Origin of the sequence: Streptomyces blattellae, from assembly GCF_009709555.1 — a bacterium.
GTDB classification, from domain to species: Bacteria; Actinomycetota; Actinomycetes; order Streptomycetales; family Streptomycetaceae; genus Streptomyces; species Streptomyces blattellae.
This window is the reverse complement of record NZ_WJBG01000248.1, coordinates 1-13098: the sequence shown is the minus strand read 5'-3', so window position 1 is coordinate 13098 and position 13098 is coordinate 1. Positions and strand designations below refer to the sequence as shown.

Genomic DNA, 13098 nt, shown 5'->3' with positions numbered 1-13098 from the left:
GCCAGTGTGTCCGTACGAAACGCAGCCGCTGCCCGCTCAGCCGCCGACGCACCCCGTAGGCGACGGCGAACACCGCCCAGGCGGCCGGCGTCGCGGTGAGGCGGAGCGTCCGCCATCGTCCGGCATGGCACGTCCGGTATGTCAGGGGCGAGGACGCGGATCGCGTACGAGGTGAGACAGACCGGCGACGCGATCGCGAGTGGTACCTCGGTGCGCCGCTCCCAGCGAGTGTGCGGACGGTCGGCATCCACGGATCAGCTTCGTCCGACGAATCGCTGGTCGTGCAACCCCGCCGACACGCCGCGAACGGGCGAAGCCATATGCTTCCTTGCATGACGAGTGAGCCGGAGCAGCAGTTGGGAGTGGGGACGCAGGACGCCTTCCAGCGTCTGTGGACGCCCCACCGGATGGCCTACATCCAGGGCGAGGGCAAGCCGACCGGCCCGGGTGCCGAGGACGGCTGCCCTTTCTGCTCCATCCCGGCCAAGTCCGACGAGGACGGTCTGATCGTCAGGCGCGGCGAGCAGGTCTACGGCGTGCTCAACCTGTACCCGTACAACGGCGGGCACCTGATGGTCGTGCCCTACCGCCATGTCGCCGACTACACGGACCTCACCGAGCCGGAGACCGTCGAGCTGGCCGCGCTGACCAAGCAGGCGATGACGGCGCTGCGGACCGCCTCCGGCGCGCACGGCTTCAACATCGGCATGAACCAGGGTTCCGTGGCCGGCGCGGGTATCGCCGCCCATCTGCACCAGCACATCGTCCCGCGCTGGGGCGGCGACACGAACTTCATGCCGGTCGTCGGCCACACGCGCGTGCTGCCCCAGCTCCTCGCGGACACCCGCAAGATGCTGGCGGAGGCCTGGCCCGCGGCTTGAGCCCGGTTGCCGGCCCTCGGCCTCCGGCCGCCGCTAAGCGTCGTAGACGTCTGCCTTCCTGGGCGTCGGATCCTGTACGGCCGTGCTGAGGAACGCCGACCTGTTGCCGAACTTGTCCGTGTCCACGCCGTTCTCCTTCAGCACCTTGATCGCCGCCGAGTGCACCACCCGCAGCACCGGTGTGGCGGCGCGTAGCGCGTCGTCGGCCATGAAGCGGTGGCGCCAGGGCTGATCCGCCCACGCGTGCCGCAGGCCGAAGGGCTCGGGCAGGGCGATGGTGCCGCCGAGCCAGTTCAGCAGGGGCGGGTACCAGGAGATCGGGGCCCGCACCGCCAGCCGTACCACCTCGTCGCTGTTGACCAGGGGGAGCTTCACCTTGCGGGTCTCCCAGGGCTTGAGCGACTTGGCGACCTCCTTGGTCGGCGCCTCGGGCTTTTGATGGAAGAGCCCGTTCACCGGGCCGAGGGCATGGCCGGTGACCTCGATGCGCAGCGTCTGGTGCAGCACCGTCACCGTGATCAGCATGGTGATGACCAGCTGTCCGTCCCAGAGCACCCACTGGACGCCCAGGTAGTGCCGGTCACCGCTGCCGAACTGCTGCTTGTTGCAGATGTCCTGTATCGCGTGCGACTTGATCTGGAACGCTTCCACATCGGTGCCTTCGGGCCGGGACACCGCCTTGGCGTTCTCCGCGATCGGCGTCACGATCCAGTGGCGTACGGAAGCCTTCGGGAAGCCGCCCGTGTTCAGCGTGTTCCGCTCCAGCATGCGCAGCTGGTCGTGGATGGACCGGACGACGTCCCAGCTGCGGAACGGGTGGATCTCCCGGTCCGCGTCGGCCGGGACCAGATCCTCCGCGAGCTGCCAGGAGCCCCAGCGTGTGCCCATGCCGAGTATGCCCTTGGGCCCGGCGTAGAACACGGAGTTGGACTGCTGCTCGGCGCTGAGCTTGGCCAGGGACTGGCGCAGCTGCTCGGCCGCGGTCTCGCCGGGGCTGCTCGGCACCGCTTCCGGCACCTTCGCGCCCACGCTGCTGCCGGCCAGCAGGCTGTCCCACCGCCCCCGCAGGTCCTTCGCCGTGCGCTCGCAGATCTGCTTGGCCCAGAACCAGCCGACCACCGGCATGACGACACAGGCCCGCGCATACCAGAGCCAGAAGCCGGAGAACGGCGTGCGGATGAGGAAGATCACAGCGAGGGCGCCCGCCGCGACGAGCAGCACGGTCGCGAACGTGCCGGCCTGTTTGTCGTCCCGCCTGGCGATGATGGTCCGGAGCGTGAAGATCAGCAGCCAGACGAAGAGCCCGGGCAGGAACAGCACGCCGCACAGCACCATGACGAGGCTCAGCAGCCGGTCGCGGTCCTTGCGGATGTTGTTCGCGGCCAGGCAGTGCTCGACGACGACCTGCGGTTCGCTGCCGAAGGACTGGATGAGGGGCTTGCGGCCGGGGCCCAGCATGCGGTCCACCACGGCCCGGGAGAAGGCCTCACCCAGGTTGGGCCGGAAGATCTTCGCCCACTTGCGGCCTTCATTGACGGTGGTCTGGTGCCAGTCGTTGTCGGCCTTCTTGATGTCCGCGACCAGATTGTCCCGGTAGGCCGCCGAGGCCAGCGCGAACGTCGCCGTCTGGTCCCCGTCGCCCGTGCGCGGCACCTGCGGCCCGAAGATGTCCGCGTAACCGCTGTCAACGGTCATTCCCGCCCCCCGATCGCCGCCACTCTTGCTTCTGCGGCCTTCCCGACTTCCTTGCCCTGCACACCTGTTGATCAGGTCTTCAGAGTATCCGCAGGCACCGACATCTGTCGGCGGAGGGCCGAAGGCACCCTTTTTCAGGCTTGTTGGCCTCCGGCGCGCTCCGGCCGTTCAGGCTCATTTGTGTCGCGTTCACGGGGACCAGGGTTGCGCCCGGCGCCAACTACGAGGCGTCGCGCGCCTCTTCACGGACCCTTTCGGCGATCTGCGGCGGCATCGGCTCGTGCCGCGCGTACGAACGGTTGAAGCGTGCTGTGCCGTGCGACAGGGACCGCAGGTCGACGGCGTACCGGCCGATCTCGATCTCCGGCACCTCGGCCCGTACGAGGGTCCGCGCGCCGGTCGTCTGCTCGGTGCCCAGCACCCGGCCGCGCCGCCCCGACAGGTCGCTCATCACGGCCCCCACGTAGTCGTCGCCGACCAGGACGGTCACCTCGGCCACCGGCTCCAGCAGATGGATCCTCGCGTCGGCCGAGGCCTCCCGCAGCGCCAGCGCGCCCGCGGTCTGGAACGCGGCGTCGGAGGAGTCCACGGAGTGCGCCTTGCCGTCGAGGAGCGTCACCCGGATGTCGATGAGCGGGTATCCGGCCGCAACTCCCTTGGCGGCCTGGGCCCTCACGCCCTTCTCGACCGACGGGATGAACTGCCGCGGGACCGCACCGCCGACCACCTTGTCCACGAACTCGATGCCCGAGCCACCGGGCAGCGGCTCCACCTCGATCTCGCAGATCGCGTACTGACCGTGCCCGCCGGACTGCTTCACATGCCGGCCGCGCCCGGCGGATTTGTCGGCGAACGTCTCCCGTAGGGAGACCTTGTGCGGGATCACGTCGACCTGGACGCCGTACCGGCTGCGCAGCCGCTCCAGCGCGACATCCGCGTGCGCCTCGCCCAGGCACCACAGCACGACCTGGTGGGTGTCCTGGTTCTGTTCGAGCCGCATCGTCGGGTCCTCGGCGACCAGCCGGGAAAGGCCCTGGGAGAGCTTGTCCTCGTCGGCCTTGCTGTGTGCCTGGATGGCCAGCGGCAGCAGCGGGTCCGGCATCTGCCAGGGCTCCATCAGGAGCGGGTCGTCCTTGGCCGAGAGCGTGTCGCCGGTCTCCGCGCGGCTCAGCTTCGCCACGGAGGCCAGGTCCCCGGCGATGCAGTGGGTCAGCGTGCGCTGCTGCTTGCCGAACGGCGCGGACAGGGCGCCGATCCTCTCGTCGACGTCGTGGTCCTCGTGGCCACGGTCGGCGAGTCCGTGTCCGGAGACATGCACGGTCTCGTCGGGATGCAGGGTGCCGGAGAAGACGCGCACCAGGGAGACCCGGCCGACGTACGGGTCGGACGCCGTCTTCACCACCTCCGCGACCAGCGGTCCGTCCGGATCGCAGAGTTTCACCTCACGCGGCTTGCCGTCGACCGTGGTGATCCGGGGCGCCTCGCGCTCCAGGGGGGTCGGGAAGCCGCCGGTGACCAGTTCCAGCAGCTCGACCGTGCCGAGGCCCTGCCGGCCGCCGTCGGCCGCGGGGGCGGCGGCCAGGACGGGGAAGAAGACCCCGCGCGCGACGGCCCGCTCCAGGTCCTCGATCAGCGTTTTGACGTCGATGCTCTCGCCGCCGAGATACCGGTCCATGAGGGTCTCGTCCTCGCTCTCCGAGATGATCCCCTCGATCAGCCGGTTGCGGGCCTCCTCGATCAGCGGCAGCCGCTCCGGATCCGGGTCCGACTCCTTGCGCTCGCCGGTCGAGTAGTCGAACAGCTTCTGCGACAGCAGCCCGATCAGCCCGGTCACGGGCGCGTGCCCGTCGGGCCCCTCGGGACCGTGCAGCGGCAGATACAGCGGCAGTACGGCGTCGGGGTCGTCCCCGCCGAACGCCTCCGCGCAGATCCGCGTCATCTCCTCGTAGTCGGCGCGCGCGGCCTCCAGGTGCGTGACGACGATCGCGCGGGGCATGCCGACGGCCGCGCACTCCTCCCACACCATGCGGGTCGAGCCGTCCACCCCGTCCGACGCCGAGACGACGAAAAGGGCCGCGTCCGCCGCTCGCAGACCGGCCCTCAGCTCTCCGACGAAGTCGGCGTATCCGGGGGTGTCGAGGATGTTGACCTTGATGCCGTCCCATTCGACGGGCACCAGGGAGAGCTGCACCGAACGCTGCTGCCGGTGCTCGATCTCGTCGTAGTCGGAAACGGTGCCGCCGTCCTCCACCCGGCCCGCCCGGTTCACTGCTCCCGCCGTGAGTGCGAGGGCTTCCACCAATGTGGTCTTGCCCGATCCGCTGTGGCCGACCAGCACCACATTCCGTACGGACGCGGGGTGGTCGGCCGCTGTTGCCCTGCCGGCGGCTCCGGGGTGTGCGTTCGCCTTGTCGCCCATGGCCTTGCCTCCCGTGCACGGTGAGGTCACTGTGGCGCGGACACGCGGCTCCGCGTGCGGTGGCGGCTCCGGCGACGCCCGCGGTCCTTCGAGCTTTCCACTCTCGTCACGGTGCGTCCATACGGCGGACCTGATCCGGCCGCCCGCCGTCCGTGCGGACCGCCGGGCCGCTCCCACGGCTGTGGCAGCCCGGGCGTCGCCGACACGCGCGCGTGGCTACGATGGGCCAGCCGGTGGCCAGCAGGGGCGCCCGGCGACACCGAGACCCTCGGGAAGGCCATGCTGAACAAGTACGCGCGTGCATTCTTCACGCGTGTCCTCACACCGTTCGCCGCGTTTCTCATCCGCCGCGGGGTCAGCCCCGACACGGTGACCCTCCTCGGCACCGCCGGAGTGGTCGCGGGTGCGCTGGTCTTCTACCCCATGGGCGAGTTCTTCTGGGGCACGGTCGTGATCACGCTGTTCGTGTTCTCCGACCTCGTCGACGGCAACATGGCCCGCCAGCTCGGCCGCTCCAGCCGCTGGGGCGCCTTCCTGGACTCCACCCTCGACCGGGTCGCCGACGGCGCGATCTTCGGCGGCTTCATCCTCTGGTACGCGGGTGGCGGCGACGACCTCGTCCTGTGCGCCGTCGCGATCTTCTGCCTGGCCAGCGGCCAGGTGGTGTCGTACACCAAGGCCCGCGGCGAGTCGATCGGCCTGCCGGTCGCGGTCAACGGGCTGGTCGAGCGTGCCGAGCGGCTGGTGATCTCCCTCGTCGCCGCCGGTCTCGCGGGCCTGCACGACTTCGGCGTGCCCGGTATCCAGTACCTGCTGCCGATCGCCCTGTGGGTGGTCGCCGTCGGCAGCCTCGTCACGCTGGTCCAGCGCGTCGTCACGGTCCGCCGGGAGTCGGCCGAGGCGGACGAGGCGGCCGCGCGGGAGAATGCCTCCCAAGGGAGTGAGGCGGCGAAGTGAGCGCCCAGGAGCGGCTGACGGACGCGCTGTACGGGATCGGCTGGGGCACGGTCAAGAAACTTCCCGAGCCGGTCGCCGTACGCCTGGGGAACACGATCGCCGACGCCGCCTGGAAGCGGCGCGGCAAGGCCGTACGGCGGCTGGAGAGCAACTACGCGCGCGTGGTGCCCGACGCGAGCCCACAGCGCCTCGCCGAGCTCTCGCGCGCGGGCATGCGCTCGTACCTGCGCTACTGGATGGAGTCCTTCCGGCTGCCGGCGTGGAGCCCCGAGCGCATAAGGACCGGCTTCGACCCCAAGGACGTCCACCACCTGACGGACGGCCTCGCCGCCGGCCGCGGCGTCATCCTGGCCCTGCCCCACCTGGGCAACTGGGACCTGGCCGGCGCCTGGGTCACCACCAAGCTCGAAACGCCCTTCACCACGGTCGCCGAGCGCCTGAAGCCGGAGACGCTGTACGACCGGTTCGTCGCCTACCGCGAGGGCCTCGGCATGGAGGTCCTGCCGCACAACGGCGGCTCCGCCTTCGGCACGCTGGCCCGGCGGCTGCGCGGCGGCGGCCTGGTCTGCCTGGTCGCCGACCGTGACCTGTCCGCCTCCGGCGTCGAGGTCGAGTTCTTCGGTGACACGGCCCGGATGCCCGCCGGACCCGCCCTGCTCGCCCAGCAGACAGGCGCGCGCCTGCTGCCGGTGACACTGTGGTACGACGACTCGCCCGTCATGCAGGGCCGCGTACACCCTCCGATCGAGGTACCCGAGGCAGGTACGAAGGCCGAGAAGACGTCTGTCATGACACAGGCGTTGGCCGATGCCTTCGCCGGCGGGATCGCCGACCATCCGGAGGACTGGCACATGTTGCAGCGGCTGTGGCTCGCCGACCTGGACCCCCGACCGTCCGACGGGGAGCGGCCGTGAGGATCGGCATCGTCTGCCCGTACTCCTGGGACGTGCCGGGCGGCGTCCAGTTCCACATCCGCGATCTCGCCGAATACTTCATCCGCCTCGGCCACGAGGTGTCCGTCCTCGCGCCCGCCGACGACGACACCCCGCTCCCGCCGTACGTCGTCTCGGCCGGCCGCGCGGTCCCGGTGCCGTACAACGGCTCGGTGGCCCGGCTGAACTTCGGCTTCATCTCGGCCGCGCGGGTACGGCGCTGGCTGCACGACGGCGCCTTCGACGTGGTCCACATCCACGAGCCGTCCTCGCCCTCGCTCGGCCTGCTCACCTGCTGGGCGGCGCAGGGCCCGATCGTCGCCACCTTCCACACGTCCAACCCGCGCTCCCGGGCGATGGTCGCCGCGTACGCCATCCTCCAGGCGGCACTGGAGAAGATCAGCGCGCGGATCGCCGTGAGCGAGTACGCCCGCCGCACCCTCGTGGAACACCTCGGCGGCGACGCGGTGGTGATCCCGAACGGCGTGGACGTCGACTTCTTCGCCAAGGCCGAGCCCAGGCCCGAGTGGCAGCACGACACCATCGGCTTCATAGGGCGCATCGACGAGCCCCGCAAGGGCCTGCCCGTGCTGATCAAGGCGCTGCCGAAGATCCTCGCCGCCCGTCCGCAGACCCGGCTGCTGGTCGCGGGGCGCGGCGACGAGGAGGAGGCCGTGGAGAAGCTGCCCCAGGAAATGCGTTCCCGGGTCGAGTTCCTCGGCATGGTCAGCGACGAGGACAAGGCCCGTCTGCTGCGCAGCGTCGACCTGTACGTCGCTCCCAACACCGGCGGCGAGAGCTTCGGGATCATCCTGGTCGAGGCCATGTCGGCGGGAGCCCCGGTGCTCGCCTCGGATCTGGACGCCTTCGCGCAGGTACTCCACCAGGGCGCCGCGGGCGAGCTGTTCGCCAACGAGGACGCGGACGCCCTCGCCGAGGCCGCCGTACGCCTCCTTGAGGACCCCGGGCGCCGGGCCGAGCTGCGGGCGCGCGGCAGCGCCCACGTCCGGAGGTTCGACTGGTCGACGGTCGGCGCGGACATCCTGTCGGTCTACGAGACGGTGACGGACGGGACGACGGCGGTGGCGGCCGACGAGCGGACGCCGGGGCTGCGGGCGCGGCTGGGGCTGGCGCGGGACTGACCTCGCGCGCGTGGTCCTTCCGGTCGGGCACGCCTGGGCACAGCCGATCCGCGGCTCCCCGCTACCCTTGCCGCCTGTGACCGCAACCCTCATCTGGATCCTCGTCGCCCTCGTGGTGATCGGCCTCTACCTGAGCTGGACCGCGGGCCGGCTCGACCGGCTGCACGCCCGGATCGACGCGACCCGCGCCGCGCTCGACGCCCAGCTGCTGCGCCGCGCCTCGGTGGCCCAGGAACTGGCGACCTCCGGCGTGCTCGATCCGGCCGCCTCGATCGTCCTGTACGAAGCCGCGCACGCCGCGCGGCAGGCCGAGGAGGAGCAACGGGAGGTGTCCGAGAGCGAGTTGAGCCAGGCTCTCAGGGCCGTGTTCGCCGAGGCGCAGCAGGTGGAGGCGGTACGGGACGCGCCCGGGGGAGAGGCGGCCACGCACGAACTCACCGAGGCGGTACGCCGGGTGCCGATGGCCCGCCGTTTCCACAACGACGCCGTGGGAGCGGCCCGGAGGCTGCGGGCGCACCGCAAGGTGCGCTGGTTCCGGCTGGCCGGTCACGCGCCGTTCCCGATGGCCTTCGAGATGGACGACGAACCCCCGGCGGCCCTGGTGGAGCGGGCCGCGTAGCCGCTCCCGCCCGGAAAACGATCCACCGGCTCCTCATTGGCCCTTGCTGTGGCCTGGTCCCCTCGCGTTTCCTCGGTGTTCGCAGAAACCCTTTTTCACCGAGTGAGGTCACCTGTGTCCAGCACGCTTCCCAACTCCGCCCAGACCCCTGAGACCGGCACCGCACGCGTGAAGCGCGGCATGGCCGAGCAGCTCAAGGGCGGCGTGATCATGGACGTCGTCACGCCGGAGCAGGCGAAGATCGCTGAGGACGCCGGCGCGGTGGCCGTCATGGCGCTGGAGCGGGTCCCGGCCGACATCCGCAAGGACGGCGGCGTGGCCCGTATGTCCGACCCGGACATGATCGAGGGCATCATCGAGGCCGTCTCCATCCCGGTCATGGCCAAGTCCCGCATCGGCCACTTCGTCGAGGCCCAGGTCCTGCAGTCCCTCGGCGTGGACTACATCGACGAGTCCGAGGTCCTCACCCCGGCCGACGAGGTCAACCACTCCGACAAGTGGGCCTTCACCACTCCCTTCGTCTGCGGCGCCACCAACCTCGGCGAGGCCCTGCGCCGCATCGCCGAGGGCGCGGCCATGATCCGCTCCAAGGGCGAGGCCGGCACCGGAAACGTCGTCGAGGCCGTCCGTCACCTGCGCCAGATCAAGAACGAGATCGCCCGCCTGCGGGGCTACGACAACCACGAGCTGTACGCCGCCGCCAAGGAGCTGCGCGCCCCGTACGAGCTGGTCAAGGAGGTCGCCGAGCTGGGCAAGCTGCCGGTCGTGCTGTTCTCCGCCGGCGGTGTCGCCACCCCGGCCGACGCCGCGCTGATGCGCCAGCTCGGCGCCGAGGGCGTCTTCGTCGGCTCCGGCATCTTCAAGTCCGGCGACCCGGCCAAGCGCGCCGCCGCCATCGTGAAGGCGACCACCTTCTACGACGACCCCAAGATCATCGCGGACGCCTCCCGCAACCTCGGCGAGGCCATGGTCGGCATCAACTGCGACACCCTCCCCGAGGCCGAGCGCTACGCGAACCGGGGCTGGTGATGACCTCTCCCGTGGTCGGAGTGCTCGCGCTCCAGGGTGACGTACGGGAGCACCTCGTCGCCCTGGCCGCGGCCGACGCCGTGGCCAGGCCGGTACGGCGCCCCGAAGAACTCGCCGGGATCGACGGCCTGGTCATCCCCGGCGGCGAGTCCACCACCATCTCCAAGCTCGCCGTGCTCTTCGGCGTGATGGACCTCCTCCGCGCGCGCGTGCGAGACGGCATGCCCGTCTACGGCACCTGTGCGGGCATGATCATGCTCGCCGACAAGATCCTCGACCCGCGCTCGGGCCAGGAGACGATCGGCGGCATCGACATGATCGTGCGCCGCAACGCCTTCGGACGTCAGAACGAGTCGTTCGAAGCCGCGCTCGACGTGAAGGGCATCGCGGGCGAACCTGTGGAGGGCGTCTTCATCCGCGCCCCCTGGGTGGAGTCCGTCGGCGCCGGGGCAGAGGTGCTCGCCGAGCACGACGGCCATATCGTCGCGGTCCGCCAGGGCAACGCGCTGGCCACGTCGTTCCACCCGGAACTGACCGGCGACCACCGCGTGCACAGCCTGTTCGTCGACATGGTGCGCGCCGACCGGGCAGCGGAGTCCTTGTAGGATCTGGGGGTCCCCCCGAAGCCTCAAGGTCCGGGGGAGTTCGTTCGGAGATGGGTTACGCGAAGGAGACAGGCAGATGTCCGGCCACTCTAAATGGGCCACGACGAAGCACAAGAAGGCCGTGATCGACGCCAAGCGCGGCAAGCTCTTCGCGAAGCTGATCAAGAACATCGAGGTCGCGGCCCGTACCGGTGGCGCCGACCCCGACGGCAACCCGACGCTGTACGACGCCATCCAGAAGGCGAAGAAGTCGTCGGTCCCGAACAAGAACATCGACTCCGCGGTCAAGCGCGGCGCCGGCCTGGAGGCCGGTGGCGCCGACTACGAGACGATCATGTACGAGGGCTACGGCCCGAACGGTGTCGCGGTGCTCATCGAGTGCCTCACCGACAACCGCAACCGCGCAGCCTCCGAGGTCCGCGTCGCCATGACCCGCAACGGCGGCAACATGGCCGACCCGGGCTCCGTGTCGTACCTCTTCAACCGCAAGGGCGTCGTGATCGTCCCCAGGGGCGAGCTGACCGAGGACGACGTCCTGGGTGCCGTCCTGGACGCGGGCGCCGAGGACGTCAACGACCTCGGCGACTCCTTCGAGGTGCTCAGCGAGGCCACCGACCTGGTCGCGGTCCGCACCGCCCTCCAGGTCGCCGGCATCGACTACGACTCCGCGGAGGCCAACTTCGTCCCGACCATGCAGGTCGAGCTGGACGAGGACGGCGCCAAGAAGATCTTCAAACTGATCGACGCCCTGGAGGACAGCGACGACGTCCAGAACGTCTTCGCCAACTTCGACGTCAGCGACGAGGTCATGGAGAAGGTCGACGCGTAACGCCGCCGCGGACTGAGCGGTTTCGGCGGGCCGGTGGGACACGTCCCACCGGCCCGCCGTCGTGTGTGCCCAGCATGGGCGATTGCTTGGGGGTGGAAGTCCCCTGGGGGAAGAGGTGGTGCTAACCCCGAGCCGGAGGCAAGGGCGTCATCGTGAGGTGGGGTCTGGAGGAAGCCCGAGGCGAGACCTGGGTACCGAGGAACGCGAATCGCGTATGAGGCGTACTGGTCGGGTGAGCCTGCACGAGAAGGCGATGCCCGTCACTGCCAAGAGGGCCAGTGCGTAAACGCGGCGGGGATCCAGGGACAGTGATCGTTCTTACCTGGGGAGATCTGTCCGGGTGTCGGTTGTGCTGAAGTTGTCGCCGCGCCGACGGTCCGTGCCGGGAGGCGCGGGCTGACCGGGCAGAAGTCAGCAGAGGTCGTAGTACCAGCCGGGATGGCTGCCGGTGCGTGGCGGGCTGGGAAGGGCCGAACATCGAGTGGAACGGGTGATGTGGTGGTTGCTCGTGCTGGTCACGTGGACCGCAGTAAGTCCGCTTCGGCGGTGCCGACCGGGAAGGGACCGGTGCATTCCGGAAGTGTCCTGGCGGAGCGTAGTGGCCGGTCGGCGCACTCCACGGAGGGCGTTCACCGGGAGCGGGAGTCTTCGCTGTGGGAGTTGATGCTCTCGAAGGAGAACCTGCTCGCGGCGCTCAACCGCGTTGAAGTCAACCGGGGTGCTCCCGGGGTGGACGGCATGACCACGGCTGAGCTGAGGCCGTGGATCGCGGTGCACTGGCCCGAAGTGAGGGCCGAACTCGACGCGGGCATCTACCGGCCGGCGCCGGTCCGTCAGGTGATCATCCCCAAGCCTGGCGGCGGTGAGCGGATGCTGGGGGTGCCGCGGGTGCTGGACCGCTTGATCCAGCAGGCCATCGCGCAAGTGCTCGTGCCCATCTTCGACCCGCAGTTTTCGGGGTCGTCCTTCGGGTTCCGTCCCGGCCGGTCCGCCCATCAGGCGGTCCGTGTCGCGCGGCGGGCCATCGAGGACGGACACCGCTGGGTCGTGGACCTTGATCTGGACCGGTTCTTCGACCGGGTTCAGCATGACGTCCTGATGGCGCGGGTGGCGCGCAAGGTCGATGACCGCAGGGTCTTGAAGCTGATCCGCAGGTATCTGGACGCCGGGATCATGGTGGGCGGCATCAGGATGCCGAGCGCGGAGGGGACCCCCCAGGGTTCCCCGCTGTCGCCGGTCTTGTCGAACATCATGCTCGACGACCTGGACCGGGAGTTGTTCAAGCGCGGTCACCGGTTCGTGCGTTACGCAGACGACGTTCGTGTCTTCGTGCGGAGCAAGCGAGCCGCTTGCCGGGTGCTCGCCTCGGTCACGGCCGTGGTCGAGCAGCGGTTGAAACTGAAGGTCAACCGGGACAAGTCGAAGGTGGTCCCAGCTTCTGTCATGACGATGCTGGGGTTCGGCTTCTATTTTGCCCGGCGTGGGAAGGTTGGGATCCGCGTCGATCCGAAGGCGGTCGTCCGTCTGAAGATGCGGCTGCGGGAGCTGACCTCGCGCCGGTGGAGCATCGCGATGAACGAACGTATCGCGAAGATCAACCGCTTCATCGTTGGCTGGATGGGCTACTTCCGGCTCGCGGACGGTGCGCATCTGTTCCGCGAGCTGGACAAGTGGCTGCACCGCAGGATGCGGCAGATCCGTTGGAAGGAATGGAAGATCCCCCGGGCCCGCCGGGCCATGCTGCGCAAGCTCGGGTTCAACGAGCAGTTCTCCCGTGAGTGGGGGAACAGCAGCAAGGGCTACTGGCGGATCGCGGGCTCCCCCGTCCTCGCGCGGGCACTGCCCAACTCCTACTGGGACGACCTCGGCCTGAAGACGCTCAAGCCGACCTGGCAACGGTTGAGATCAGCTTGGTGAACCGCCGGATGCGTGACCCGCATGTCCGGTGGTGTGGGAGGAGGGCCGGGCGACCCGGCCCTCCTACCCGATT

General features: G+C 69.8%; 11 protein-coding genes. 9 read left to right on the top strand and 2 right to left on the bottom strand.

Annotated features, from left to right (window positions below):
* The first annotated feature begins 320 nt into the window (after nucleotides 1-320).
* Nucleotides 321-881, top strand: a complete 561-nt coding sequence (locus tag GFH49_RS36855; RefSeq protein WP_155060418.1) for an HIT family protein — start codon at nucleotides 321-323, stop codon at nucleotides 879-881.
* A 33-nt stretch (nucleotides 882-914) separates the two neighbouring features.
* Here the strand turns inward: GFH49_RS36855 and GFH49_RS36850 are convergent, their stop codons facing one another.
* Together GFH49_RS36850 and GFH49_RS36845 are read right to left on the bottom strand one after the other, a co-directional pair.
* Nucleotides 915-2576: an AbeC-like domain-containing protein gene (locus GFH49_RS36850; protein WP_155060417.1), complete on the bottom strand. Its 1662-nt coding sequence runs from the start codon at nucleotides 2574-2576 to the stop codon at nucleotides 915-917.
* Nucleotides 2577-2796: 220 nt separating this feature from the next.
* Nucleotides 2797-4995 (bottom strand): elongation factor G-like protein EF-G2, encoded by a 2199-nt coding sequence (locus GFH49_RS36845; RefSeq protein ID WP_155060416.1) that lies wholly within the window; start codon nucleotides 4993-4995, stop codon nucleotides 2797-2799.
* 279 nt (nucleotides 4996-5274) lie between these two features.
* On the opposite strand from GFH49_RS36845, the gene pgsA reads away from it, so the two are divergent.
* The 8 genes from pgsA (at nucleotide 5275) to ltrA (ending at nucleotide 13025) form a co-directional block, all read left to right on the top strand.
* The gene (gene pgsA / locus GFH49_RS36840; protein WP_155060415.1) at nucleotides 5275-5952 is read left to right on the top strand and encodes a phosphatidylinositol phosphate synthase; all 678 of its coding nucleotides are present in this window, start codon (nucleotides 5275-5277) and stop codon (nucleotides 5950-5952) included.
* On the top strand, nucleotides 5949-6866 hold the full coding sequence (locus GFH49_RS36835) for a phosphatidylinositol mannoside acyltransferase (RefSeq protein ID WP_155060414.1): 918 nt from the start codon (nucleotides 5949-5951) through the stop codon (nucleotides 6864-6866). Before pgsA ends, GFH49_RS36835 begins: the two co-directional genes overlap by 4 nt.
* Entirely contained in the window at nucleotides 6863-8026 is a 1164-nt protein-coding gene (locus GFH49_RS36830) for a glycosyltransferase family 4 protein (RefSeq protein WP_155060413.1), read from the top strand. Before GFH49_RS36835 ends, GFH49_RS36830 begins: the two co-directional genes overlap by 4 nt.
* A 67-nt stretch (nucleotides 8027-8093) precedes the next feature.
* Entirely contained in the window at nucleotides 8094-8645 is a 552-nt protein-coding gene (locus GFH49_RS36825; protein ID WP_196218254.1) for a LemA family protein, read from the top strand.
* Between the two features lie 114 nt (nucleotides 8646-8759).
* The gene (gene pdxS / locus GFH49_RS36820; RefSeq protein ID WP_155060411.1) at nucleotides 8760-9674 is read left to right on the top strand and encodes a pyridoxal 5'-phosphate synthase lyase subunit PdxS; all 915 of its coding nucleotides are present in this window, start codon (nucleotides 8760-8762) and stop codon (nucleotides 9672-9674) included.
* A complete protein-coding gene (gene pdxT, locus GFH49_RS36815) occupies nucleotides 9674-10279 on the top strand; it encodes a pyridoxal 5'-phosphate synthase glutaminase subunit PdxT (protein WP_155060410.1) in 606 nt (201 codons plus the stop codon). The genes pdxS and pdxT overlap by 1 nt, the downstream gene beginning before the upstream one ends.
* 76 nt (nucleotides 10280-10355) lie before the next feature.
* Nucleotides 10356-11108, top strand: a complete 753-nt coding sequence (locus GFH49_RS36810) for a YebC/PmpR family DNA-binding transcriptional regulator (protein WP_155060409.1) — start codon at nucleotides 10356-10358, stop codon at nucleotides 11106-11108.
* A gap of 663 nt (nucleotides 11109-11771) precedes the next feature.
* Nucleotides 11772-13025 (top strand): group II intron reverse transcriptase/maturase, encoded by a 1254-nt coding sequence (gene ltrA, locus GFH49_RS36805; protein ID WP_230396118.1) that lies wholly within the window; start codon nucleotides 11772-11774, stop codon nucleotides 13023-13025.
* The last annotated feature ends 73 nt before the right edge of the window (nucleotides 13026-13098 follow it).

What these genes read in the sequence shown, in the direction of transcription:
- pgsA (WP_155060415.1), top strand. Translation starts at nt 5,275, where the DNA reads ATGCTGAACAAGTACGCGCGTGCATTCTTCACGCGTGTCCTCACACCG.
- GFH49_RS36845 (WP_155060416.1), bottom strand. Translation starts at nt 4,995, where the DNA reads ATGGGCGACAAGGCGAACGCACACCCCGGAGCCGCCGGCAGGGCAACA.
- GFH49_RS36810 (WP_155060409.1), top strand. Translation starts at nt 10,356, where the DNA reads ATGTCCGGCCACTCTAAATGGGCCACGACGAAGCACAAGAAGGCCGTG.
- GFH49_RS36855 (WP_155060418.1), top strand. Translation starts at nt 321, where the DNA reads ATGCTTCCTTGCATGACGAGTGAGCCGGAGCAGCAGTTGGGAGTGGGG.
- ltrA (WP_230396118.1), top strand. Translation starts at nt 11,772, where the DNA reads ATGCTCTCGAAGGAGAACCTGCTCGCGGCGCTCAACCGCGTTGAAGTC.
- GFH49_RS36850 (WP_155060417.1), bottom strand. Translation starts at nt 2,576, where the DNA reads ATGACCGTTGACAGCGGTTACGCGGACATCTTCGGGCCGCAGGTGCCG.
- pdxT (WP_155060410.1), top strand. Translation starts at nt 9,674, where the DNA reads ATGACCTCTCCCGTGGTCGGAGTGCTCGCGCTCCAGGGTGACGTACGG.